Raw genomic sequence first — 24,822 nt, forward strand, 5'->3', positions numbered from 1 at the left:
TCATGAAAAAGACAGCTTTTGTAACTGGTGCAACATCTGGATTTGGCGAGGCGATCGCCAGAAGACTCTCAAAAGAGGGCTACAAGATAGTCGCTCTTGCAAGGCGAGAAGATAGGCTAAAGAAGCTTGCAAGCGAGCTTGGCGATACGCATATTATCGTAGCTGACATACGCGACAAAGAGGCTGTTTTTAAAGCGGTCGAGAGCCTGCCTGATAAATTTAAGGATATCGAAGTGCTTGTAAATAACGCTGGTATGGCACTTGGGCTTGAAAAGACGATAGATGCGAAGGTAGAGGACTTTGAGGCGATGATAGACACCAACGTCAAGGGTCTTATCTACTCGACAAAGGCGGTTTTGCCACTACTTTATAAGCAAGAAAAGGGCTATATCTTTAATATTGGCTCGACAGCTGGCTCATGGCCATATCCTGGAAGTAACGTTTATGGTGCTACAAAGGCCTTTGTAAAGCAGTTTAGCCTAAATTTAAGAAACGATCTAGTTGGTACAAATATCAGGGTGACAAACATTGAGCCAGGGCTTTGTAAGACTGAATTTAGCGAGGTTAGATTTAGAGGAGATAAAGCAAAGGCGGATAGTCTTTATGAAAATACAAATTTCATCACATCTGAGGATATCGCGACGATTTTGGTAAATTGTCTAGATATGCCTGGAAGTGTTAATATAAATAGAGTCGAAGTCATGGCGAACACGCAGACTTGGGCTGGACTTGCGATAGAAAAATTTTAAGGAGTTCTTGTGAGACAAATTTTATTATTACTTTTTTTTAGCGTTGCGCTTTTTGGTGTCGATCCAGAAGTGGCAAAGAGAAACGCTGAAATTTATGGCGTATTCACGCTTATACCGCCTGTTGTGGCAATAGCACTTGCTTTTATTACAAAAGACGTCATCTTGTCGCTATTTATAGGTGTTTTTAGCGGAACTTTTCTCATAAATATCATCAATGAAAATATCTTTATGGGTATCGTAAAAGGCTTTACAGGCATCGTTTCAAGAGTTGTTGAATCAATGGCTGATAAGACTGATTCAGGAATTTTACTTCAAGTGCTTTGTATCGGTGGTGTGGTCGCACTCATTACAAAGATGGGTGGCACAAAGGCGGTTGCTCTTTGGCTTAGTAAAAAGGCAAAAAGCGGCATCTCAGCTCAAATTTCAACATGGCTCATGGGAATTTTTGTATTTTTTGATGACTATGCAAATGCCCTAATTGTAGGCCCTATAATGAGACCGATAAGCGATAAATTTAAAATAAGCCGTGAAAAGCTAGCCTTTATCATTGATGCTACCGCAGCACCGATCGCTGGTATTGCTATCATCTCGACATGGGTTGGTCTTGAGGTTTCACTAATTGAAAAGGGCTATGAGCTAGTTGGAGAGACTGGAATTAACGCTTATTCTATATTTATCGAGACAATTCCATATAGATTTTACAACCTTTTTATACTATTTTTCATAGTTTGTACCGCCTTGATGCAGCGCGAATACGGCCCAATGCTATTAGCTGAAAGACGTGCTAGAAGAGGCGAGCTTCACTCAGGTAAAACTCAAATCCAAGATCTTGAAGATAAAACACTTGAGCCAAAAGAGGGCGTAAAATTAAGCGCTGCAAATGCTGTTGTGCCACTTCTTGTGCTGGTCATTGGCGCATTTACTAGTTTTTACTTTAGTGGTCTTGCTGCACTTGAGGGCGATGCTCTTAAAAATGCACTTGCTAATCCACTTTCATTTTCTACATTTAAAGATACTTTTGGCGCAGCAGACTCAGCTACATCACTATTTCAAGCAGCGTTACTTGCTAGTATCGTAGCTATCACAATGGGTGTTTGGCGTAAAATTTTTGACGTAAAAGAGGCTATCAGCACATGGGTAAAGGGCTGGAAGACTATGATAATTACGGTTGTGATTTTACTTCTTGCATGGAGCCTTAGTGCTGTTATTAAAGAGCTTGGCACATCAAGATATTTGGTTGATTTATTAAGCTCTTCTACACCTAAATTTATATTGCCAGTTGCTGTTTTTATCCTTGGTTCATTTATTAGCTTCTCAACTGGAACAAGCTACGGCACGATGGGAATTTTAATGCCTCTAGCTATCCCACTAGCTTATGCTGTCGGCAAAAACTACGGCCTAGAGGGCGATGCGATGCATGCATATATGATCGTAAATATTTCAGGCGTACTTACAGGTGCGATCTTTGGCGATCACTGCTCACCGATATCGGATACTACGATACTTTCATCAATGGGCGCAGGATGTAACCATATCGATCACGTCTCAACTCAAATGGTATATGCACTTAGTGTTTGTGCGGTTTGTGTGCTAGTTGGTTACTTGCCGGTTGCACTTGGTCTTAGTGTTTGGATCGCGCTTCCTTGCGGATTTTTAGCGATTTGGGCGCTAGTTAGATTTGTTGGAAAGAAAGTAGAAGCATAAATTTGGATTGTAATTATTTAAAAGAGTGCGGCTCTTGCACTCTTTTTGCCCCTTATGATGAGCAAATTTTATTTAAAACTGACCTTGTAAAACAAAATTTTTCAGAGTTTTATGATGGTGAGTTTGATGTTTTTAGCTCACCACCAAAACACTACCGCACGAGAGCTGAGTTTGGCATCTGGCATGAAGGCAGCAAGCTTAGCTACACGATGCATGCAAGCGAAAAGGGTAAAAAGGTCTTTATAGATGATTGTCCAAAGGTTTGCGAGCAAATTTCAGATCTCATGCCAAGCTTGCTTTATGGCTTACAAGAGAACGAAATACTGCGCGCAAAGCTTTTTGGAGTGGAATTTATCTCTTGTAAAAGCGGTATTTTGGTCACACTTCTTTACCATAAAAGACTTGATGGCGAGTTTGAGGCGGCTATGAAAATTTTAGCTAACAAGCTTAATGTCACCATACTTGCTAGATCTCGTGGGCAAAAGCTGCTAAGTGGTGAGCTAAATTTGATTGATGAGCTAGACGTTGGCGGTGAAATTTATAAATTTAGCCTATCTGAAAATGCCTTTATCCAGCCAAATAGAGCCGTAAATGAAAAGATGATTGCTTGGGCAAAAGAGTGTGTGCAAGGCGGTGCTGACCTCCTTGAGCTCTACTGCGGACATGGAAATTTTACTATTCCGCTTTCGTTTAAATTTAATAATGTACTTGCCACTGAAATTTCAAAAAGCTCGATCGCAAATGCCTTTAAAAACTGCGAGCTAAACAAGGCTAAAAATATCAAATTTTTGCGTATGGATGCTGACGAGCTTATGGGCGCATTTGCTGGAATTAGGGAATTTAATAGGCTCAAGGATATAAATTTAAGCGATTTTAACTTCTCTCACGTCCTTGTTGATCCGCCTCGTGCAGGACTAAGCGAAAGTGTCGTAAATTTCATCAAAAATTTTAAAAACATCATCTATATATCGTGCAATCCAGAGACTCTAAAAGAAAATTTAAAAGAGCTTACTAAAAGCCATAAAGTGATAAAATTTGCGCTCTTTGATCAGTTTGCCAACACTCATCACATCGAGTGTGGCGTGCTACTTGAGGCAAAAGATAAATTTTAAAAGGAAAGTTGAAAATGGTTTCATTAAACAAAATAATCCAAGCAAAGATAACGATCGGTCACTTTGTAAATAAAACTCCGTTTGCGCTAAGTGCAAAACTTAGCAAAATTTTAGGCGCAAATGTCTATCTAAAAGAGGAAAATTTACAACGAACCGGAGCTTATAAGATAAGAGGCGCTTACAATAAAATAGCTAGCCTAAGCGAGGAGGAGCGAAAACGTGGCGTCGTGGCTGCAAGCGCTGGCAATCACGCTCAAGGTGTGGCGATAAGCGCAAAAGAATTTGGCGTGCATGCTTGCATCGTCATGCCAGAATCAACCCCACTTCTAAAGGTAGCTGGCACGAAGGATCTTGGCGCTGAAGTGATCTTAAAAGGTGATAACTTTGATGAGGCGTATGAATTTGCAGTAAATTACGCCAAAGAAAAAGATATGACCTTTGTTCATCCATTTAACGATGAGTACGTCATGGCAGGGCAGGGCACTGTGGGTCTTGAGATGCTTGATGAGATAAGCGACCTTGATATGGTTGTAGTGCCAGTTGGCGGTGGTGGCTTAGCTAGTGGTGTGGCAAGCTGTATAAAACAAGTAAATCCAAAAACTAAAGTCGTTTGCGTCGGTGCAAAGGGCGCTCCAGCGATGTTTAATAGCTACGGCGCTAAAAAGAGCATAAACTCAAAGTCAGTTCGCACCATAGCTGATGGCATTGCTGTGCGTGACGCGAGCGAGATAACGCTTAAAAATATCGTTGAGTGCGTGGATGAGTTTGTGCAGGTCGATGATGAGGAGATCGCAACTGCGATTTTGTTCTTGCTAGAGACGCAAAAGATCGTAGTTGAGGGAGCTGGCGCAGCTGGCGTGGCAGCACTTATGCATGATAAGATCAAATTTAAAAAAGGCGCAAAGATAGGTGTGGTGCTAAGTGGTGGAAATATCGATGTTCAGGTGCTTTCTATCATCATCGAAAAGGGTCTTATCAAGTCTCACCGCAAGATGACCTTGCAAATCACGCTTGTAGATAAGCCAGGAGCGCTAATGAGCCTAACTGATAGTCTAAAATCAGCAAATGCAAACATCGTCAAAATCGACTACGATCGCTTCTCAACAAGGCTTGATTACGGTGATGCTAATATCACGATCACGCTTGAGACAAAGGGTCTTGAGCATCAAGAAAAGATCAAAGAAGTGCTTGAAAAAAGTGGTTTTTCATTTTCTCAATTGTTTTAAATATTTTTTGCTTTTTTGTGGATTTCAAGATAGCAAAAAAAACAAGCTAAAATTCCTTTTGCTTTACAAATTTAAGCTAAAATAGCAAGCTTTAAAGGAGAAAAAATGAGCGAATATGCAAATTTGATATTAGCTATCTTACTAGCTGTTTTGGCATTTGCATTTTATAGGTCAAATAAGGCGTTAAAAAAGGCAAAAGATGATAGCGAAAATCTCTCAGTCAGCACTGAAATTTCGCAGCTAAAAAGCATCGGCGAGCTTTCAGTTTTTCAAGTATATAGCAAAGAGATCGTTACAAAGACAGATCATGCGTTTGGAAATTTTGGCAAAGAGTATCTAAGATGGCTAATAAGTGAGAAGAAGCTTTCGATGATATTTGAGTTTGAGATAAATTTCATCTACGATCTAACTAGCCCAAAGCTCGAGATCACGCAGATCGCAAACTCTAGCTATAAGATAAAAATGCCTCCTTGCAAGTATAAATTCTCAATTGCCGATATGAAATTTTACGATGAGAAAAACGGCAAATTTATACCATTTTTGCTGCCTGACTCGCTAAATGGCTTTTTTGGTAGCACTTTTACAGAAGAAGATAAAAATAGGCTAATAGAAGAAGCTAGAAACGAAGTCAAAAAGATGAGCGTTCGCCTTATCTCGCAGCTTCAAAGTAAAATTCATAAATCAGCTCGCGATACGCTTGAAGCGATCGCAAAGAGCTTTGGGGCAAACAAAGTTGAGTTTATTTTTGACGATAACGATGAGCAGATCAGCTCACAACTAAATTTAGAAAATATTGCATAAAACTTAAAAAGGAGAAAAAATGAGCGTAAATTCACAGGAAGTCACGCAGACACCAGGCAACAACACAGTCTTTCAAACTTGGGTTTTAACAGCTGACAAAAAGGCTTGTAAAGAGGGTTTTGCCGAGCTTTGCGCCTTGGTTGTAAATTTAAATAAAACTGCCAAGATTAGATTTGGCGCAAATGAAAATGTAAACTGCGTTCTTGGTGTGGGTCATGATGCTTGGAAAAAGCTTGAAATTTCAAAAGATCTACCAAAAGAGCTTGTAAATTTTAAAGCTATCAAAGGTGACAAACACGAGGCTGTTAGTACAAAGGGCGATATCCACATCCATATCCGCGCCTTAAATGCGCCCGATTGCTTCGATATGGCTCAAGCGATAAAGTCTGTACTTTTTAAATTTGCAGAGCTTACAGACGAGACGCAAGGCTTTAAGTATCATGACGGTAGGGCGATAATAGGCTTTGTTGATGGCACTGAAAATCCTGAGGGCGAGGAGAGAGACTTCTTTGCTAAAGTTGGCGATGAGGACGCTAAATTTAAAGGCGGCAGCTACGTTTTTGTACAAAAATATTTCCATAATATGAAAGATTGGAACGCTACAAGCGTAAGTGAGCAAGAAAAGGTAATAGGTCGCTCAAAAGAGCTTGACATCGAGATGAGCGAAGATGTAAAACCTACAAATTCGCACTCAGCTGCTGCAAACGTAGGAGATGATAAAAAGGTCGTACGTGGTAATATGCCATTTACTGAAGGTAGTAAAACTGGCACTTACTTCATCGCTTATGCGAGCACATTTTCAACGGTTGAGCTTATGCTTAAAAAGATGTTCATCGGCGAGCCAAAGGGCAACTCAGATAGGCTGCTTGACTTTAGTACGCCAGTAACTGGTGCCTTATATTTTGTGCCAACAGTTGATATGCTAAGCGATTATGAGGGCTAAAATTAAATGGGTGAGGCGACTTGCCCTTTTAAATTTTAAATAAAAATGCCAGAGTGGTTTATTTACGCAGCTCTTTCAGCTGTTTTTGCTGCACTTACAGCGATCTTTGCAAAGCTTGGTGTAAAGGACATTGACAGTGATTTTGCAACATTTATAAGAACGATTGTCGTCATTTTGATGCTTGTTTTGCTTTTAAGTGTGGCTAAAAAATGGCAACCGTTAAACTCACTAAGCCCTAAAAACTGGCTCTTTCTCATACTAAGTGGCATAGCAACTGGGCTTTCGTGGCTCATGTATTTTAAAGCTATGCAGGTAGGCAAGGTTTATCAAGTGGCATTAGTCGATAAATTTAGTGTTGTGCTGGCTATCATTTTGGCTGTCATCTTTCTTGGTGAGAGGCTAAATTTAAAAGAAATTTTAGCCATCTGTCTTATCGTGTCTGGTGTATTTTTACTCATTTTTAAATAAAATTTCCTGCATTATTCTTAAATTATATTTTTAATTTTAATTTGTAATTAATTAAAAAGCTCCTAAAATTTGAACAATTTCATTTTGAAGGGAGAAATATGAAAGAAATCATTCTATCAACCATCGTGGCTTGTGCGGCATTTGGTGCTAGTGTAAACTACACAGATGTTGTAAAAGATGTTTACGGTAATGTTAGCTCAACAAAAAGTATAGGCAGACTGCTACCAACCAACGCAGTTGAAATTTTACAAACAAGCGGTGACAGAGCGCAAATTAAAGTAAAAGGCTATCAAAATCCAGCCGTTAGCAACGTAGTTTATTTTGCTGATGGCGCGAGGATTATCTCGGTGGCATTTGCAAAAACTGCACCTTTTGATATTAAAGTGATCAAAGAGGGCAAAAACGGCAAATGGAATGAAGTAGAAACAACAGTTTTTGTTCAAAAAGATGGCTTTAGCACTGACGTAAACGCAATGTTTGCAAAAGCTGACAAGATGTATAAAGAGAGCTGTGGTGTTTGCCATGCGTTGCCTCAAACCACACATTTCAACGCAAACCAATGGCCGTCACTTCTAAAATCAATGATCGGCAGAACCGCAATAGAGAAAAAAGACGAGTGGTTGGTTGTTGAATACCTTCAAAAACACTCATCTGACGTAAACCTAGGTAAATAAGCAAAACTTTTGTAGCGGCGAGTAAAAACAAATATTAAAGTTTAGCTTATTCAAAAGAAAACTTAAAAATGAAAGGGAGATAAGATGAACGAGACCAGACGAGAATTTCTAAAAAAAGGTGCTACAGCAATTGCAGCGACACCTTTGCTTTCAAGCGTAACAGCATCAAATTTATTTGCTGATGGCGTAAAAAAGAGTGTTTTAAGAGATAGCGAGGTCATCACAGCTGCCCACTGGGGTATGTTAAAAGTGATAACCAAAAACGGCGTAGCAGTAAAGTCAGAGCCTATCCAAAAAACAAGTGAAATTTACAACCCGCTTCAGCACTACACACCAGATATGATCTACAAATGTCGTATCAAGCGTCCAGCAGTTAGAAAGAGCTACCTTGAAAATCCAGATAGTCCAAAGCCAGAGCTTCGCGGTAAGGATGAGTGGGTTGAGGTGCCTTACGAAGAGGCGATCAAGCTAGTTGCAAGAGAGCTGAAAAAAACAAGAGCACAAAAAGGCTTACAAAGCGTTTTTGCAGGCAGCTATGGCTGGAAATCAAGCGGTAACGTACATAACTCAAGAATTTTACTTCATAGATTTATGAACCTTAGTGGTGGCTTTGTTGGCTCACTAGGAGATTACTCAACAGGTGCTAGCCAAATTATTATGCCTCACGTCGTGGGTAGTATCGAGGTCTATGAGCAGCAAACCAGCTGGCCAGTCGTACTTGAGAACTCAAAAGTCGTAGTCATCTGGGGTGCAAACCCACTTGCGACACTTCGCATAGCTTGGACTAGCACCGACGAGCAGGGCTTTAAATACTTTGAAGAGCTCAAAAATAAAAAAGATATCAAAGTGATCATCATCGATCCTATCAAGAGTGACACAGCGCAATACTTTGATAACGCTCAGTGGATAGCTCCTGTGCCAAACACCGACACAGCGATGATGCTTGGTATGATGCACTACCTATATGAAAGCGGCAAGTATGATAAAAATTTCGTTGAAACCTACACAACAGGCTTCGATAAATTTCTCCCATATCTACTTGGTAAGACAGACAATACTCCTAAAAATTTAGAGTGGGCGAGCAAAATTTGTGGCATCGATAAAGATACTTTAAAAGAGCTAGCTGATACATTTGTCGCAAACCGCACTATGATAATGAGTGGTTGGGGTATGCAGCGCGCTCACCACGGCGAGCAACCACACTGGGCGATGGTGACACTAGCAGCTATGATTGGTCAGATCGGACTTCCTGGCGGTGGATTCGGGCTTAGCTATCACTATTCAAACGGTGGCGCACCAACATGCAAGGGTGCAGTCATTGGCGGAGTAAATAGCGCAAGTGTGGGTAAATTTAACGATAAGGGCGAGTTTATAGGCACGGATACAGGTGAGTTTGACAAACGAGGTCGCTTCGTCGCAAAGGCAGCTGCAGCAGCAGGTACAGGCCAAAGTTGGCTACAAAAAGCAACCAACTATGCCTTCCCGGTCGCTCGTATCGCGGACGCTCTGCTAAATCCGGGCAAAGTGATTGATCATGACGGCAAAAAGATCACCTATCCAGACATCGACTTTATCTACTGGGTCGGCGGTAATCCACTTGTGCATCACCAAGATACTAATACAAATTTAAAAGCGTGGAGAAAGCCAAGAACAGTTGTCGTACATGAATCATACTGGACACCGACAGCAAAAATGGCTGATATCGTATTCCCAGTCACCACAGAGTACGAGAGAAACGACATTACCATGACTGGTGACTACTCAAATATGAACATCGTACCGATGAAACAAGTCGTTGAAAAATACCACGAGGCAAGAGACGACTATCAAATTTTTATCGATCTTTGCAAAGCTTATGCTAAAAATTTAGTCGTTGCCTACACAGATAACGGTAAGGATGAGTTTGACTGGATCAAAGAGTACTATGACGCAGCGTACGCTCAGGTCAAGGCTGTGCCAGAGCTCACAACTGATATGAAACCATTTGAAGAGTTTTGGAACGAGAATAAGCCAGTTACATTTGCCTCATCTCAAGATAGCGATAGCTGGGTGAGATTTGGCGAATTTAGAGAAGATCCTGTATTAAATGCTCTTGGAACCCCAAGCGGTCTTATAGAAATTTACTCAGAGACTATCGAGAAAATGGGTTACGACGACTGCAAGGCTCACCCAATGTGGTTTGAGCCGATCGAGTGGCTAGGCATGAAAGATAAACCGGCTAAATTCCACATGATAAGCGCTCACCCAACTGACCGCTTGCACTCACAGCTAAGCCAAACTTCACTTCGTGACAACTACGCTATCGCAAATCGCGAGCCTATCTGGATCAACGAAAAAGACGCAAAAGAGCTTGGCGTACAAAGTGGTGACTTGGTACGTGTATTTAACGCACGTGGCGAGGTTTTAGCAGGTGCTCATGTCACTAAAAATATCAAAGAGGGCGTTGTAAAACTAGCTGAGGGCGCTTGGTATGACGGCTTTGATAGTGGAATTTGCAAAAATGGCGGTGCAAATGTGTTAACCATAGATATCCCAACAAGCAAGCTAGCAAATGGCAATATCAGCCATACAGCTCTTGTAAATATCGAGAAATATAAAGGCGACGAGGCATTAAAGCTTACAGCTTTTGCTGAGCCAAAAATTTCTAAATAATATTAAAAGCAGGGGAGTCTTCTCCTGCTTTTGAACTTAAAATTTAAAATAAATCTACTACTCACAAAAGCTTAAATTTATATTTAAAGTCTATAACTCTATAAATTTTTATTTTGCAATGGATGTTGAGATGATAGGTATAATTTTGTTGATTGTTAAATAAAAAAATTCTACATTTGAATGACCAGTTATAAATTTTTATAAAGTCCTTTTTAAAGCCAAGCTACCAGACTTTTAAAGATAAAATAATCACTAAAAAAACTCACTTTTTCACCTTAATAGATCGATTTTTGATTAATTGTTTAAAAGGTGTTAAATGTAGTATAAAATTAATTTTAGTTTTAATTCTTTTTCGATAAATTAAAGCGATTTTAACTTTTTAAAGGAGGAAAGATGAAGTCCATAACTTCAAAGATAGCGATGATTATCATCTCATTGCTAGTTATTTCGTTTGCTGCTATTTCAGCAGTCAGCTACTATACAGCGGAAAGTAAGGTAGTAGAGTTGGTCAGCCAGACCCAGGATCAGATTCTAAGTGACATCAAAGCTACTACGGATTCTTTTTTTGAAGAATATTTAGAAGTTGCTAAAAAGTATGCTTTGGATATAGCACAAACACCAAATAATGATTACTCGTACATGGAAAAAACAAAAATGCAAAAAGAAAATGTTAGTCGTCTAGTTACTGATATTTTTTATGGTCGCGAGAGTGATGGACATTTTTTCCAGTCTGACGGCACTAAAACAACTCCTGCCGATAACTACGATCCTAGAACTAGAGGCTGGTATAAAGCAGCAAAGAGCGCAAATGGTGCTATCTATACCGAACCTTACAAAGCTGCCTTATTTAATGCTTTAGTAATTAGTTTTGCAGCTCCAGTAAATAAAAATGGAAATTTTGATGGTGTTTTGGGACTTGATTTAAAAATAGATACTTTAAGTAAAAAAATTCTCGAAATGGGTAAAACGAAATACGGCTATGTCTATGTTATGAATAAAGATGGTGTAATGCTAATGCACTCAAATCCAGATAATGTTGGCAAAGCAGTCGAGTCTACACTATATCTCTCAAAACAATATGCAGAAAAGAAATATGACGAAAATGGACTTATCCCTTACACTAACTATAAAGGCGAAAACGTAACTGCCAAAATTCTTCCTATAAATGATCAAGGTTGGCTAGCCGTAGCTGCTATCGGAGCGGATACTTTTTCGTCTAATACCCTACCTTTATTAAAAGCTCAAATAATCCTTGCCGTAGCTTTTATAGTCATACTTTCGGCTATCGTATTTACTCTTCTTAAAAAATCCCTTAGCCCTATTAGAACTATTCAAACCAAGCTTGAAGACGCGTTTAAATTTATTACCTACGAAACCCCTAACGCTCCGGAAAAGCTAGTAGTAACTACGCAAGACGAATTCGGCAGAATGAGCGAATCTATTAACGAGAATATAGAAAAAGTCCTTAACGGCGTTAAAAAAGACAGCGCCTTAATAGACGAGATGAACGGTATAGCAAATCTCATGATAAAAGGACACATGGGAGCCAAGATTAACTCCGTCCCTAATAATCCGGCTTTAGTTCAGTTAAAAGATCTACTAAATAAATTCTTTGCATCAATTTCTGAAAATTTAAAAGGAATAGCCGTAGTTTTAGCTTCTTACAATAAAAACGACTACACTCCTAGATTAGAGCTAAAACCGGAGCTTGAAAGCGATCTAAGAGATATGATAGTAGGCCTTCAAAGCGCGGGCGACGCCGTAAGCAATATGCTAAGGGAAAATTTAAAAGAAGCTCAGGTTCTAGAAGAAAAAGCTAAAATCCTAGCAGAATCTATGAGAACCCTAACCGACGGAGCCCATAAGCAAGCCGACTCCATCCAAGAAAGCGCGGCTGCTATAGAAGAGATGAGCAGTTCTATGAATGCCATTAGCCAAAAAGCTAGCGACGTAACTAGACAAAGCGAAGAGATTAAAAACATCATCGTTATTATTAGAGATATAGCCGATCAAACAAATCTACTTGCTCTAAATGCGGCTATCGAGGCAGCACGTGCTGGTGAACACGGCAGAGGATTTGCGGTGGTGGCAGATGAGGTTAGAAAACTAGCTGAGCGAACTCAAAAATCCCTTGGTGAGATCGAAGCTAATGCAAATGTTCTAGCTCAAAGTATCAATGAGATGAGTGAGAGCATCAGAGAACAAAGCGAAGGCATAAATATGATAAATCAAAGTGTAAGTCAGATCGACAGTATTACAAAACAAAATATTAATATTGTTGGTACAACAAACGAAATTACTGACCAAATAGATGAAATGGCTAAGACGATAGTAGCTGACGTTAGAAAGAACAAATTTTAATCTTAGACCGAATTTAGGGGTTTGCTTCCCCTAAATTCTAATTTTATCTCGCTGATCTTAACTACCTAAAATGAAAAAATAATTCAAAATTATTATTTAATGTATACATCACTATTTTGTAATTAATACTATTAAATACTATTTAATATAAAAAATATATAATCGCATCTTAAAAATTTTTGTAAAAGGAAAGTAAATGCGATCAATTGCAAACAAAATATCTTTAATGCTCATACTGGCATTATTCATATCATTCTCGCTAATATCTTTAGCTAGCTATAACACAGCTCATGATAAAGCCATTGAGTTAGTAATACAAACTCAAAAGCAAATCTTAAAAGATGTGAAAATCGCACTAAATAGCTTTTTTACTAATAATCAGTATGCTATAGAAAAAATGGCTGAGACTCTTAGTAAGATAAGCGAGAAAAGTGATGGCTCGATGAATGCTGATGGTGTAAATTTAGCTTTATCTCAAGCAAAAGCTATATCTGGAAAAGAGATCACTCTCGTTTACGCTGGATATGAGGATGGGGCTATGTTTAGATCAAATGGGCAAAACAAAGCTGGATACGATCCAAGAGTTAGAGGATGGTATAAACAAGCTAAAGCCGAGAATAAATCAATATATACTGATCCATATATGGCAGCTTCATTAAATGCGATGGTTATAACTTTTGCTGCACCTATTAAAAATATTGGAGTTACTGGTATAGATGCATCTATTGAGGAGTTGAGCAATAATATATCGCAAATCAGTAAAACTGAATACAGCTATGCTTTTGTTACAGATCAAAATGGCAACGTTATAATGCACCCAAATAAAGAATTAGTTGGCAAACCTCACGAGATCGCAAAGAGTCTAATAAAACAATATAATGAAAAGAAATTTGATGAAAATGGATTAATAGCATATAAAAACACAAAAGGCGAAGATGTCTATGCTTATATGTTAGAGATAAATGACAAAGGCTGGCTAGCAATAACAGCAATGGATCAAAATATCTTTAGCTCACATACTTTGCCTATTTTAAAAGTTCAAATTATTTTAGCCATTATATTTATAGTTGTTTTATCTTTGATCGTATATTTCTTGCTAAAAAGATCGCTTAATCCTATTAAAACTATTACAGATGCTTTGGTTAGTTTCTTTAGATTTTTAAATTTTGAGATAAAAGAGCCAGTTGCTTCAAAGGTGGCAACAAAAGATGAATTTGGTGTAATGAGCAAACTAATAAATGATAATATTGCTAAAATTTTTGACAATGCCGATCAAGACTCTAGAGTGGTATCTCAATCTGTTGAGACTGCAAAGGCGATAGAAAATGGAAATTTAAAAGCAAGAATAGTAGATATTCCAGCTAATCCAAAACTAATTGAATTAAAAGATGTCTTAAATAAAATGCTAGATGTTTTGGAGAAAAGAGTAGGTAGCGATTTAAATATGATCCAAAAAACTTTTAATGATTTTAGAAATTCTGATTTTACTTCAAGAATTTTGGACGCCAAAGGAAATGTCGAACTAGTAACAAATGAGCTTGGCGAAGAGATAGCTAATATGCTTGCATTTAACCTAAAACAAGCACAATTCTTAGAAGAAAAAGCCAAAAATTTAGATGCATCAATGAAGCAAGTAACTCAAGGTGCTAGCACACAGGCAAATTCTCTCCAGGAAAGTGCTGCTGCGATCGAACAAATGAGTAGCTCAATGAGCGCAATTAGCCAAAAGACTGTAGATGTTATAAAACAATCTGAAGAGATTAAAAACATCATCGTTATTATTAGAGATATAGCCGATCAAACAAATCTACTTGCTCTAAACGCTGCTATCGAAGCAGCACGTGCTGGTGAGCATGGACGAGGCTTTGCCGTAGTTGCCGACGAGGTTAGAAAACTAGCCGAGCGCACCCAAAAATCACTTGGCGAGATCGAAACTAATGCAAATATACTTACTCAAAGCATCAATGAGATGAGTGAGAGCATCAGAGAGCAAAGCGAAGGCATAAATATGATAAATCAAAGTGTAAGCCAGATTGATAGCATTACAAAGCAAAATGTTGATATCGTGAGCTCAACGAATGAAATCACTGCCCAAATCGATGAAATGGCTAAGATGATAGTAGCCGATGTTAAAAAGAATAAATTTTAACTTTATGGCTTGATACTTAAAAATTCATTAATATTTCATCCTCAAAATTTGAGGATGAAAATAACTCTATTCTATCTCTAATCTTAAAATTGTTTTTTGTTTTATAAATATAATAAAATTTTTAAAAATTATCTAATTTTTATAGCTTTATAGTGATATTACTAGTTAAATTTTTATAGATTATGTTTGCTGCAAAGTAGTGAAGTCTATTGGAATTTATCCTTACAATTATTGCTATTTCGGTAAAGATATAAAAATTTTTAATGATATTTTATGTTACTTTTTTACTCAAATATTCAAAAACAATTTTACTTTGTTTTCTTTAGCTTTTTTGATAACAACTCTAAAATTTTTAAATTTTATTAAATAGTATTTTCTTTTAAAATCGTGCTTTGTGAGAAAATTAATATTTTTATGTAGAAAAATATTTACATTTTTGGCTTAAGTTTTTTGAAATTTTTGTAAATGTAAATCAGTTGTAAATAAGTTTTACAAGGTTAATATCAATTAAATTTGTTTTAAATCTTTAAAGGAGAAAGAATGAATCGACGAGAATTCATAAAAAGTGCTGCGGCTAGTGCTGCTTGTGCTAGTGCTGGTATAGCCGTACCAAGCTCGCTAAGTGCAGCAAGCGAAGCTGAAAAAGGCTGGCGCTGGGATAAGGCCGCTTGTAGGTTTTGTGGAACAGGCTGTGGCATCATGGTTGCTACAAAAGATGGCAAGATAGTAGCCGTAAAAGGCGATCCAGAAGCACCAGTAAACCGCGGTCTAAACTGCATCAAAGGCTACTTTAACGCTAAGATCATGTACGGCGAAGATAGGATCACTCATCCGCTTTTACGTGTAAATGAAAAGGGTGAATTTGACAAAAAAGGTAAATTTAAGCAAGTAAGCTGGAAACAAGCATTTGACGTGATGGAAGCTCAGTTTAGAAAGACTTATGACGAGCTTGGACCTCACGGCGTTGGCGTGCTTGGCTCTGGTCAATACACTATCCCAGAGGGCTATGCAGCAGTTAAGCTTATGAAAGGTGGCTTTAGAAGCAACAGCATCGATCCAAATGCAAGACACTGTATGGCAAGTGCGGTTCTTGGCTTTATGCAAGTTTTTGGTATCGATGAGCCATCAGGCTGTTTTGATGATATCGAACTAACTGATACTATCGTGGCTTGGGGCGCAAATATGGCTGAGATGCACCCGATCCTTTGGGCACGCGTCAGTGATAGAAAGCTTAGCGATCCTGATAGAGTAAAAGTCGTAAATTTAAGCACCTACTCAACTAGAACATCAAATTTAGCCGATATCGAGATCATTTTTGCTCCGTCATCTGACCTTGCTATATGGAACTACATCGCTCGTGAGATAGTCTATAACCACCCTGAGATGATCGATGAAGAATTTGTTAAAAAACACTGCGTCTTCACAGCTGGCCCAGTTGATATCGGATATGGTCTTCGCCCAGACATCCATCACAAAAAATATGCTCCAAGCGAGCTAGACACAGCTGCGACTGAGAAGTCAAAGGTGCTAAGTGAAGCTGAGGGTGTTACGCTTGCATATCTTGGACTAAAAGCTGGCGATACGCTAGAAAATAAAAATGCTGCAAAAGCTGGCGATCACTGGCAAATAACATTTGAAGAGTTTAAAAAAGCTCTTGCGCCTTACACACTTGACTTTACAGCTAAGGTAGCAAAAGGCGATCCTAACGAAGATATCAATGAATTTAAGAAAAAACTAAAAGCACTTGCTGATCTTTACATCGAGAAAAACCGCAAAGTCGTTAGCTTCTGGACTATGGGCTTTAACCAACACCAACGCGGCACATGGGTAAATGAGCAAGCTTATATGGTGCATTTCTTGCTCGGCAAGCAAGCACTCCCAGGCTCAGGCGCCTTTTCTCTAACTGGCCAACCAAGTGCGTGCGGAACTGCAAGAGAGGTTGGAACATTCGTTCACCGCTTGCCAGCTGATATGGTCGTCGCTAATCCAAAACACAGAGAGATCACTGAAAAACTTTGGAAACTACCTGCTGGCACGCTAAATGCCGTACCAGGCTCACACTACGTAAAAATGATGCGTGATCTTGAAGATGGCAAGGTTAAATTTATCTGGGTTCAAGTAAATAACCCATGGCAAAACACTGCAAACGCAAACCACTGGATCAAAGCAGCCCGCGAGATGGACAACTTCATCGTCGTAAGCGACCCTTATCCAGGAATTTCTGCAAAAGTAGCTGACCTTATTTTACCAACTGCGATGATCTACGAAAAATGGGGCGCATACGGCAACGCTGAGAGAAGGACACAGCACTGGAGACAGCAAGTACTCCCTGTTGGCGAAGCGATGCCTGATATCTGGCAGATGCTTGAGTTTAGTAAGCGCTTTAAACTAAAAGATGTTTGGGGCGAGAAAAAGCTAAATGACAAAGTGACACTTCCAAGCGTGCTTGAAGCTGCAAAAGCTATGGGATATAGCGAAGAAGATACACTATTTGACGTGCTTTTTGCAAATGAAGATGCTAAGAAATTTAGTGCAAACGATCCGATCATAGAAAACTACGACAACACAGAAGTCTTTGGCGACAGCAGAAAGGTGATCGGCTCAGATGGTAAAGAATTTAAAGGATATGGATTTTTCATCCACAAATATCTTTGGGAAGAGTATAGAAAATTTGGCGTTGGTCACGGTCACGACCTAGCTGACTTTGACACTTACCACAGAGTAAGAGGTCTAAGATGGCCAGTCGTTGATGGCAAAGAGACTCAGTGGAGATTTAACACTAAATTTGACCCATACGCGAAAAAAGCTGCTCCAAATGATAAATTTGCATTCTACGGCAACAAAAACGCAGCCCTTCCAACAGGCGATCTAAAAGGTGTACAAAATAAAGAGAAAACATCTCTTGCAAATAAAGCAAAAATTTTCTTCCGCCCTTACATGGATCCATGCGAGATGCCAAGCAAAGAGTATCCGTTCTGGCTATGTACTGGCCGTGTTCTAGAGCACTGGCATACAGGCACGATGACTATGCGTGTTCCTGAGCTTTATAGGGCGGTCCCAGAGGCGCTTTGCTACATGCATGAAGATGATGCTAAAAATCTTGGCGTAATGCAAAATGAGATCGTTTGGGTCGAATCACGCCGTGGCAAGGTAAAAGCAAGAGTAGATCTAAAAGGTAGAAATAAGCCACCAGTAGGTCTTGTTTATGTGCCTTTCTTTGATGAAAACGTCTATATAAACAAAGTATGTCTTGACGCTACTTGCCCAATCTCAAAAGAGACTGATTATAAAAAGTGTGCGGTTAAAATTTACAAAGCATAGGTGAGCGATATGGGATTTTCAAGTAGGCGAGAGGCTTTAAAATTTGGAGCAAAAGTAGCGCTTTTAGCTCTTGGCGGAGGCTTTGTTTGGTCGCTTAGTGCCAAGGCTTCGCCACTTATGCTTCTTAGGCCTCCTGGTGCAAAAAATGAAAAGCAGTTTTTAGAAAGCTGTATTAGGTGCGGACTTTGCGTGGAAGCATGTCCATTTGATACGCTCAAGCTCGCCTCTCTAGGGGATGGTATAAGTGTCGGAACGCCTTATTTTGAACCTAGAAAAATTCCTTGCTACATGTGCGAAAATATTCCTTGTGTACCAGTTTGCCCAACTGGTGCCTTGGATGTAAATTTAGTAAGCACAAACGATAAACTCGATATAAATAAGGCCAAGATGGGCGTTGCAGTGGTAGATATGAAAAACTGTGTGGCCTATTGGGGTATACAGTGTGATGCTTGTTATAGGGCTTGTCCTCTTTTAGATAAAGCCTTATATCTTGAGTATCGCCGTAACGAAAGGACGCAAAAGCATGCCTTTTTGCTTCCAGTGGTCGATAGCGACATCTGCACCGGATGTGGCCTATGCGAGCGAGCCTGTATCACTAAAAAAGCAGCCATTACCGTGCTAAACCGTGACGCGGTGCTTGGCAAAGTAGGCGATAACTACGTCAAAGGCTGGATAAAAGAAGATGAAAGACGCATAGACGATGCAGACAGCAAAATAAAGCTTGACATTAAAAAAGCGACTGATTATCTAAATGGTGGTGAGCTATGAAATTTTTAATCTTAAGACGAATAACTCAAATTTCTATCCTAGCGCTATTTATCCTAGGAAATTTTTACGGAGTTAAGATACTTAGCGGAAATTTAAGTTCATCTTTGCTTTTTGGAAAAATTCCACTAAGCGATCCATTTGCTTTGGTTCAAATTTTACTTGCAAGCTTTAGCGCTGGCATAAATGCAATTATTGGAGCTGGCATTATCTTTGCATTTTACGCGCTAGTTGCTCCAAGAGCGTTTTGTTCGTGGATATGCCCAATAAATTTACTAACCGATATCGCTTTTAAGCTAAGAGAGAAATTTGGCTTTAAGGGCGAAAAAGTCTTAAATGTGAGTAAAAATTTACGTTATTATTTGCTGGCTCTTGCTCTTATATTAAGCCTTGCTTTGTCTTATCCAGTATTTGAGAGCGTTAGCTATATTGGCATTATTCAGCGTGGCATTATTTACGGCTCAGCTAGTGCTTTAGGCATAGCGGTTGCGATCATTGCTTTTGATATGTTTGTGTTAAAGCGTGGTATTTGCTCGCACGTTTGTCCACTTGGTGCCTTTTATGCCATCATCTCAAAATTTGCCCTAATTAGAGTAAAACATGATGCCCAGGCTTGCACAAAATGTATGAAATGCAAGCTTATTTGCCCAGAGATGCAAGTGCTTGATATGATCGGTAAAGAGAGCCGCTCAGTTAGCTCAAGCGAGTGCATAAGCTGTGGCAGGTGTATTGATGTTTGTGGAGACGGGGCATTGAAATTTAGTATTAGAAATTTAAGGAGAGAAAAATGAAAATAAAAATAATGATGCTTGGAGGATTGTGCGCTGCGTTTTTTGCGGCATGTACTTTTAATAATCCAAGTATTAGTGATTCGCAAATCGGCATTAGAAATATCGATTTGCTTGACGATAAAGACGTTGTATTAAAAGATGTGAACTACACAAAAGAGCCAGCTGGTATGTCAAAGAAATTTGATAGGTCTTTTGAAAATGCACCGCCATTTATCCCACACGATACTGAGGGTTTAGTACCTATCACAAAGGATATGAATATGTGCGTAACCTGCCATATGCCTGAGTTTGCAAAAGATAGTGGAGCAACACCGATACCATCATCTCATCTTTATGACATCAGAAATAAAAAAGATCTTGCAGGCAAGCTTGATGATGAAAGATATAACTGCACAACATGCCACGTTGAGCAACAAACTGGCTTAACTCAGCTAGTCGGTAATAAATTTAAGCCTGATTTTAGAGATAAAAACGGCACTCATAAGTCAAACTTGCTAGATGTTTTAAACGATGGTGTTAAATAATGCAAAGCAGGCGAGAGCTTTTTAGTAAAATTTTGGGGGCAAAATCTGCTCCCAAATTTATAACTCCGCCATTTTTTAGCGGAGAGTTTGACTGCGGTGGATGCGATGCTAGCTGCGTAAATGCTTGTGAAAAAGAGCTTCTTAGCTTTGAAAATGAAAGAGTAATTTTTAAAGTTAAAAAGCTGGGCTGTGACTTTTGCGAAGAGTGCGCAAAGGCTTGCGAGAGTCTTGGTAAGAAGACATTAAGCTTAAACTCACCAAAGAGTATAAATGCAAAAGTTAGCATCGATGTTTCTAGCTGTCTAGCATGGAACGATACGATCTGCTACAACTGCCTTGATGCTTGCAAATTTAAAGCAGTCGAATTTCTTGGTGTTTTTAGACCTATTGTTAATCAAAACTGCGTAAGTTGCGGCGAGTGCTTTGATGTTTGCTTTAAAAATTCACTTCAAATGGAGGCCCTATGAGAGCTTTGTTTTTTATTTTTTGTCTATTAAATTTTATCTTTGCAAGTGAGATCACCACTCCATACAAGCAAATAGAGGCTAGTGCAAATGTCCTAAGCACAACGCTAATAAATGGCAAACTCTTTATCGCGACTGATGGAGGGACGGTTGAAATTTATGATCCTAAAGAAGATAAATTTGAAGAGATAATAAAAATAGAAGATATAAAAACATACGTTAGCGATCATGAAAGACCAAAAATTCTAAACGTTGATGAGTTAAATGGCAAGATACTCATCCTAAGTGAGGGTGACTATGCTACAAAGGTGCTTTATATAAGAGAAAATGGGCAGATGAAAAGCATAAAAATACCAAATCAAGCGACAAAAAAGGCATTATTTTTAGATGACGAGCGTATTGCACTTGCTTCAATCAGTAATGAAATTTACTTTTTAAACTTAAAAAGTGGTGAAATTTATGATAGCTTTAAAATTTCAATCGCGATGCTTTCAGATATGGAGATAAATGAAGATAGAAGCACGCTAGCTATCGCTTGCGAGAGTGGGAAGGTCTACTTTTATAACATAAAAGCTAAAAAAATGGATCAAATTTTAGATATTCATACAGATAATATCTACGACATCTCATATAAAAATGGCGTTATGATCAGCGGAGGCACCGATAGGATCGTGGGGATATTTTCAGCTGGAAGCCTAAAAAAGATAAATACCGGCTTTTTAGTCTATGGTGTCGGCCTTAGCGATGATGGTAGAGTGGCGGCTTATATGAGTGATGAGATGAGCGATGTAAATTTAGTTGATAGCAAAAGCTTAGAAAATATTGCAATGCTAAAAACTGGGCAAAGTACGATAAATAGTATAGTTTTTATAAGCGACAATGAAGTCGTAACTTCAGCCTATGAGAATAAAATTTTGTTTTGGAGAATTAAATGAATATTTCAAGTTTAATAGTTTATACGGACAATAAAAATGAAAGTGTAAAAAATGAGATAAAAAAGCTAAAAGAGTGTGAAATAATAACTGACGCAGACGATAGGATTGTGGTGGTAGTTAGCTCAGATAGTATTGAAGATGAGATAAAAAATTTTAAAAAGATAGAAGTTATCAGCGGAGTAGTGAGCGTTGCGATGGTTTACAGCTATCAAGAAGATGCCGAAGAAAATAGGAAAAAACTAGAAGAAAATGGCAAGATAAGTGAAATTTTAACAAGTGATGAGGTAAAGGCTGAGGATATTACTTATGGCGGCAGCGTGCATCATAGAGTGAAATAGTAAAACTAAATTTCTGGCTTTTGCATCATAATTAAAAATTTATAGTACAAAAGCCTATCCTTCATATAGATCTTCTTAATAAATTTGTTGCTAGTACTGCTTATATTTAATCAACTTTGTTTGGCTTGTAGATTAAATTTATGTTCAAGGGTTAATAGATTTTGGGTGAAAAAATCACTCAGCGAGCATTAAAATCAAAAACATAACAAGTGAATTAAATTTTAGCTTAGAATATCTTGAGATGATGCTTGCATAAAGAATTTTAATAGGCCAGTTTTGGCTTACTAATTTTCTAACCCTAAGGCCTATCTTTGATCAAATTTAATAAATTTTCTCTAATATTTTCATTTGTTAGATTTGAAATTTCTTTATAAAAATTTCCTTTTTTGTCTATTAAATATATTGAAGAGCTGTGAGCAATAGAGTAGCCCATGGCTGAGTTTTCAAGACGGACTTTTTGAAATTTTACACCATAGGTTTTTGCCACTTCTTTTAAGGCATTTAGTTTTAATCCATCGGCATCTTTGTAGAAATTTTTTGCCATTAGAGTTAAATTTTCAGGAGTATCGCGTTCAGGATCAAGCGTAATAAAAAGTAGCTCAAAGTTATCTCTTTTTAGCTTGTTTAGTTCATCGCCAATCAAAGAGAGCGCAGTAGGGCAGACATCGGGGCAAAAAAGATAACCAAAATATATAACTTTATACTTTCCGTCGTAATTTTTAAGACTTACTTCACCATTTTGTGAAAGTGCCTTAAAATCATACTTGTTTGGCTTTATTAGCAAAAGTGCAACACCTATACAAATTAAGATTATTATTAAGCCCCAAAGTGCCTTTTTCATCGTTACCCTCTATAATTTTAGATCAAGATCTACAAAAAAACCAGTTTCTTTTTCGTCATCAAGCACTTTAAATCTATATCTCATAAGCTCGACAACACAAGCACTTAGCACTACTTGAGCAGTTAAGTTATCGCCTCTTGGCTCAAGTCTTGCTTTGATCGATCCCATATTCATATTTATGCCGTCTATCTCAAGACTAGGATTTTTTAGGCCTAAATTTTTACCGTTAATGATTTTAAAGCTAAAAGGTCTCATAGCATAAATAGGTCTTGGCGAGATGTCTATTTTTAGCTTTACGCCTTTAAATTCCATCTCACAAGATTTATTGTTTAGATCACATTTTAAAGGATCTAGCGATGTGTTTACATCGGCAAATTCAGGTGGATCTTCCTTGCTTGTTGTCATAAGCTTATAGCCTATCGAAAAAGCACCTAAAACAATAAAGATAAATGAAAAAATAATTATGATTTTTTTCATTATTTAAAGTTTTTAGTTACTCCGATATTATCAAGCTTTATGCTCTCGCCATTGCTAAATTTTAGCTCTAAATCAACTTTATCACCATCTTTTAATGGTTTATTTAGATCCATAAGCATAATGTGTAAACCGCCAGGAGCTAGTTTTGTTTCGCCATTTTTTGGGATCACTGCATCTTCGATTTGAACCATAGCCATCATACCATCATTCATTTTGTGTGTATGAATTTCTGTACTTTTGCAAACGCTTGAGTGAGCACCAATAAGCTTTACATCAGAATTTGAAGCATTTTTTATATCCATAAAAATTGCACTATTGTTTGTGCCAGGTTTTGTATCTCTAGCTCTAACATTTTCTAGGCTGATATCAGCCGCCATAAGAGCAGAAGCTGCAAGCATCGCACCAAAAACGATTTTTTTCATATTTTTCCTTTGTGATAAAATTAATAATGGTTTTCACATTATACATTTAGAACTACTTAATTTACCTTTAAAATCTAAAAATATAAATTTTTTAGGATATAATTACGGACTAAATTTTACTTTTTGGGATATTTCACTTGAAAAAAATTATATTTTTCTTCATCGCGTTATCGCCTTGTCTTTTTGCCCAAAATTACGAAGAAATTTACTTAAAAAATGGCTCAGCTGCTGTTATTGACGCCATCGAAAAAAATATTTTAAGTAAGGATTACTGGCTAAAAAAGCTTGAGGGCAAGGATGTAAGATATGGATATTATGACAATGAGATACTTCTAAGTGTAGTTGATAAAACTAAAAAGAAGCTTGAAGTGATCTCTTATAATGGCGGCATTACAAAAAAACTTTTTAGCTCAAGCGTTATAGTTGGCAAAAATGGTGATAAGCTTCTTGAAGGTGATCTAAAAACACCGGTTGGAGTGTATCAGCTTACACGTAGATTTACGCCAAATGATAGATATCTTGGCCCACTTGCATTTTCGCTTTCATACCCAAATTTGCTTGATAAGCTTGCAAAACGAAATGGTGGTGGTATTTGGATACATGGCTATCCACTTGATGGACAAAGGACAGATGAGCTAAAAACAAAAGGCTGCGTGGCTATGCAAAATGATACTTTGATGAAATTTGATGATGTGGTGGATCATAAAAAAACACTTGCGTTTATTTATGAAGATAAGCGTCCAGAAGCTAGTGCAAAAGATATTGCAGTGATCATTTCTGGGCTTTTGGGCTGGAAAAAGACATGGAGCGAGAGCGACATTGAAAACTATCTTAAATTTTACGATAAAAACTTTGAGCGATACGATGGTATGAGCTTGGAAAAATTTAAAAGTATGAAGCGGGCTATTTTTTCTAAAAAAGAGAAAAAACGCATTAGTTTTTCAAATTTTCTCATCACGCCTTATCCAAATCTTAAAAATGATAGGCTTTTTCGTGTGAGTTTTTATGAAGATTATGTTTCAGATACGCACAAATTTGCTGGGCAAAAGACGCTTTATGTAAAGCTTTATAACGATGATATGAAAATTTTTATAGAGGAGTAAAA

Annotated in this window: 22 protein-coding genes and 2 pseudogenes; 21 read left to right on the forward strand and 3 right to left on the reverse strand. The window is 38.0% G+C overall.

The genetic code is table 11. From position 1 onward, the window contains the following. The first annotated feature begins 2 nt into the window (after positions 1-2). From CYO92_RS06160 to CYO92_RS06245, 20 genes and pseudogenes are all read left to right on the forward strand, one after another. Positions 3-749: an SDR family NAD(P)-dependent oxidoreductase gene (locus CYO92_RS06160; RefSeq protein ID WP_103589071.1), complete on the forward strand. Its 747-nt coding sequence runs from the start codon at positions 3-5 to the stop codon at positions 747-749. A 9-nt stretch (positions 750-758) separates the two neighbouring features. After that, positions 759-2,453 (forward strand): Na+/H+ antiporter NhaC family protein, encoded by a 1,695-nt coding sequence (locus CYO92_RS06165; protein WP_054196368.1) that lies wholly within the window; start codon positions 759-761, stop codon positions 2,451-2,453. Positions 2,454-2,455: 2 nt separating this feature from the next. Further along, positions 2,456-3,565: a tRNA (uridine(54)-C5)-methyltransferase TrmA gene (gene trmA, locus CYO92_RS06170; RefSeq protein WP_103589072.1), complete on the forward strand. Its 1,110-nt coding sequence runs from the start codon at positions 2,456-2,458 to the stop codon at positions 3,563-3,565. Between the two features lie 14 nt (positions 3,566-3,579). Continuing rightward, on the forward strand, positions 3,580-4,791 hold the full coding sequence (gene ilvA / locus CYO92_RS06175) for a threonine ammonia-lyase (protein ID WP_103589073.1): 1,212 nt from the start codon (positions 3,580-3,582) through the stop codon (positions 4,789-4,791). 105 nt (positions 4,792-4,896) lie between these two features. Beyond that, entirely contained in the window at positions 4,897-5,592 is a 696-nt protein-coding gene (locus CYO92_RS06180) for a DUF4230 domain-containing protein (protein ID WP_084040760.1), read from the forward strand. 19 nt (positions 5,593-5,611) lie between these two features. Continuing rightward, entirely contained in the window at positions 5,612-6,535 is a 924-nt protein-coding gene (locus CYO92_RS06185) for a Dyp-type peroxidase (RefSeq protein ID WP_103589074.1), read from the forward strand. A 45-nt stretch (positions 6,536-6,580) separates the two neighbouring features. Continuing rightward, positions 6,581-7,003, forward strand: coding sequence for an EamA family transporter (locus tag CYO92_RS06190; protein WP_103589075.1), 423 nt, complete (start codon positions 6,581-6,583; stop codon positions 7,001-7,003). Positions 7,004-7,101: 98 nt separating this feature from the next. Continuing rightward, positions 7,102-7,677 (forward strand): cytochrome C, encoded by a 576-nt coding sequence (locus CYO92_RS06195; RefSeq protein ID WP_103589076.1) that lies wholly within the window; start codon positions 7,102-7,104, stop codon positions 7,675-7,677. Positions 7,678-7,761: 84 nt separating this feature from the next. After that, positions 7,762-10,329: a molybdopterin-dependent oxidoreductase gene (locus tag CYO92_RS06200; RefSeq protein ID WP_103589077.1), complete on the forward strand. Its 2,568-nt coding sequence runs from the start codon at positions 7,762-7,764 to the stop codon at positions 10,327-10,329. 420 nt (positions 10,330-10,749) lie between these two features. After that, positions 10,750-11,454, forward strand: a pseudogene (locus tag CYO92_RS09660) (cache domain-containing protein); the annotation flags it as partial. A gap of 795 nt (positions 11,455-12,249) precedes the next feature. Further along, a complete protein-coding gene (locus tag CYO92_RS09665; RefSeq protein WP_374188056.1) occupies positions 12,250-12,690 on the forward strand; it encodes a methyl-accepting chemotaxis protein in 441 nt (146 codons plus the stop codon). Between the two features lie 226 nt (positions 12,691-12,916). Next, positions 12,917-13,657 (forward strand): annotated as a pseudogene (locus CYO92_RS09670) (cache domain-containing protein); the annotation flags it as partial. 657 nt (positions 13,658-14,314) lie between these two features. Continuing rightward, positions 14,315-14,839 (forward strand): methyl-accepting chemotaxis protein, encoded by a 525-nt coding sequence (locus tag CYO92_RS09675; RefSeq protein ID WP_430516142.1) that lies wholly within the window; start codon positions 14,315-14,317, stop codon positions 14,837-14,839. A 540-nt stretch (positions 14,840-15,379) separates the two neighbouring features. Further along, positions 15,380-18,160: a nitrate reductase catalytic subunit NapA gene (gene napA, locus CYO92_RS06215; RefSeq protein WP_103589080.1), complete on the forward strand. Its 2,781-nt coding sequence runs from the start codon at positions 15,380-15,382 to the stop codon at positions 18,158-18,160. A 9-nt stretch (positions 18,161-18,169) separates the two neighbouring features. After that, complete coding sequence (gene napG / locus CYO92_RS06220) at positions 18,170-18,928, forward strand: ferredoxin-type protein NapG (protein ID WP_103589126.1); 759 nt, start codon at positions 18,170-18,172, stop codon at positions 18,926-18,928. Next, positions 18,925-19,716, forward strand: a complete 792-nt coding sequence (napH, locus tag CYO92_RS06225) for a quinol dehydrogenase ferredoxin subunit NapH (protein WP_103560247.1) — start codon at positions 18,925-18,927, stop codon at positions 19,714-19,716. Before napG ends, napH begins: the two co-directional genes overlap by 4 nt. Further along, positions 19,713-20,240, forward strand: a complete 528-nt coding sequence (locus CYO92_RS06230) for a nitrate reductase cytochrome c-type subunit (RefSeq protein WP_103589081.1) — start codon at positions 19,713-19,715, stop codon at positions 20,238-20,240. Before napH ends, CYO92_RS06230 begins: the two co-directional genes overlap by 4 nt. After that, entirely contained in the window at positions 20,240-20,707 is a 468-nt protein-coding gene (locus tag CYO92_RS06235; protein WP_103589082.1) for a 4Fe-4S ferredoxin, read from the forward strand. Before CYO92_RS06230 ends, CYO92_RS06235 begins: the two co-directional genes overlap by 1 nt. Next, positions 20,704-21,639: a WD40 repeat domain-containing protein gene (locus CYO92_RS06240; protein WP_103589083.1), complete on the forward strand. Its 936-nt coding sequence runs from the start codon at positions 20,704-20,706 to the stop codon at positions 21,637-21,639. Before CYO92_RS06235 ends, CYO92_RS06240 begins: the two co-directional genes overlap by 4 nt. Then, positions 21,636-21,977 (forward strand): chaperone NapD, encoded by a 342-nt coding sequence (locus CYO92_RS06245; RefSeq protein WP_054196381.1) that lies wholly within the window; start codon positions 21,636-21,638, stop codon positions 21,975-21,977. The genes CYO92_RS06240 and CYO92_RS06245 overlap by 4 nt, the downstream gene beginning before the upstream one ends. 298 nt (positions 21,978-22,275) lie before the next feature. Here CYO92_RS06245 and CYO92_RS06250 read toward each other — a convergent pair whose 3' ends face one another. From CYO92_RS06250 to CYO92_RS06260, 3 genes are read right to left on the reverse strand one after another with little or no spacing between them, the layout of a single operon-like run. Next, on the reverse strand, positions 22,276-22,818 hold the full coding sequence (locus CYO92_RS06250) for an SCO family protein (RefSeq protein WP_103589084.1): 543 nt from the start codon (positions 22,816-22,818) through the stop codon (positions 22,276-22,278). Between the two features lie 9 nt (positions 22,819-22,827). Then, entirely contained in the window at positions 22,828-23,295 is a 468-nt protein-coding gene (locus CYO92_RS06255; protein WP_035167203.1) for a hypothetical protein, read from the reverse strand. Then, a complete protein-coding gene (locus tag CYO92_RS06260; protein ID WP_072594846.1) occupies positions 23,295-23,717 on the reverse strand; it encodes a copper chaperone PCu(A)C in 423 nt (140 codons plus the stop codon). Before CYO92_RS06260 ends, CYO92_RS06255 begins: the two co-directional genes overlap by 1 nt. Before the next feature lie 137 nt (positions 23,718-23,854). Here CYO92_RS06260 and CYO92_RS06265 point away from each other — a divergent pair, with 137 nt between their 5' ends. Then, complete coding sequence (locus CYO92_RS06265; RefSeq protein WP_021090919.1) at positions 23,855-24,820, forward strand: L,D-transpeptidase family protein; 966 nt, start codon at positions 23,855-23,857, stop codon at positions 24,818-24,820. The last annotated feature ends 2 nt before the right edge of the window (positions 24,821-24,822 follow it).

This window comes from Campylobacter concisus (assembly GCF_002913715.1).
GTDB classification, from domain to species: Bacteria; Campylobacterota; Campylobacteria; order Campylobacterales; family Campylobacteraceae; genus Campylobacter_A; species Campylobacter_A concisus_AG.

Bases quoted from the DNA above. Each gene is read 5' to 3' on its own strand.
- CYO92_RS06160 (WP_103589071.1), top strand. From the start codon at position 3: ATGAAAAAGACAGCTTTTGTAACTGGTGCAACATCTGGATTTGGCGAG.
- ilvA (WP_103589073.1), top strand. From the start codon at position 3,580: ATGGTTTCATTAAACAAAATAATCCAAGCAAAGATAACGATCGGTCAC.
- CYO92_RS06180 (WP_084040760.1), top strand. From the start codon at position 4,897: ATGAGCGAATATGCAAATTTGATATTAGCTATCTTACTAGCTGTTTTG.
- CYO92_RS06185 (WP_103589074.1), top strand. From the start codon at position 5,612: ATGAGCGTAAATTCACAGGAAGTCACGCAGACACCAGGCAACAACACA.
- CYO92_RS06190 (WP_103589075.1), top strand. From the start codon at position 6,581: ATGCCAGAGTGGTTTATTTACGCAGCTCTTTCAGCTGTTTTTGCTGCA.
- CYO92_RS06195 (WP_103589076.1), top strand. From the start codon at position 7,102: ATGAAAGAAATCATTCTATCAACCATCGTGGCTTGTGCGGCATTTGGT.
- CYO92_RS06200 (WP_103589077.1), top strand. From the start codon at position 7,762: ATGAACGAGACCAGACGAGAATTTCTAAAAAAAGGTGCTACAGCAATT.
- CYO92_RS09665 (WP_374188056.1), top strand. From the start codon at position 12,250: ATGAATGCCATTAGCCAAAAAGCTAGCGACGTAACTAGACAAAGCGAA.
- CYO92_RS09675 (WP_430516142.1), top strand. From the start codon at position 14,315: ATGAAGCAAGTAACTCAAGGTGCTAGCACACAGGCAAATTCTCTCCAG.
- napA (WP_103589080.1), top strand. From the start codon at position 15,380: ATGAATCGACGAGAATTCATAAAAAGTGCTGCGGCTAGTGCTGCTTGT.
- napG (WP_103589126.1), top strand. From the start codon at position 18,170: ATGGGATTTTCAAGTAGGCGAGAGGCTTTAAAATTTGGAGCAAAAGTA.
- napH (WP_103560247.1), top strand. From the start codon at position 18,925: ATGAAATTTTTAATCTTAAGACGAATAACTCAAATTTCTATCCTAGCG.
- CYO92_RS06230 (WP_103589081.1), top strand. From the start codon at position 19,713: ATGAAAATAAAAATAATGATGCTTGGAGGATTGTGCGCTGCGTTTTTT.
- CYO92_RS06235 (WP_103589082.1), top strand. From the start codon at position 20,240: ATGCAAAGCAGGCGAGAGCTTTTTAGTAAAATTTTGGGGGCAAAATCT.
- CYO92_RS06240 (WP_103589083.1), top strand. From the start codon at position 20,704: ATGAGAGCTTTGTTTTTTATTTTTTGTCTATTAAATTTTATCTTTGCA.
- CYO92_RS06245 (WP_054196381.1), top strand. From the start codon at position 21,636: ATGAATATTTCAAGTTTAATAGTTTATACGGACAATAAAAATGAAAGT.
- CYO92_RS06250 (WP_103589084.1), bottom strand. From the start codon at position 22,818: ATGAAAAAGGCACTTTGGGGCTTAATAATAATCTTAATTTGTATAGGT.
- CYO92_RS06255 (WP_035167203.1), bottom strand. From the start codon at position 23,295: ATGAAAAAAATCATAATTATTTTTTCATTTATCTTTATTGTTTTAGGT.
- CYO92_RS06260 (WP_072594846.1), bottom strand. From the start codon at position 23,717: ATGAAAAAAATCGTTTTTGGTGCGATGCTTGCAGCTTCTGCTCTTATG.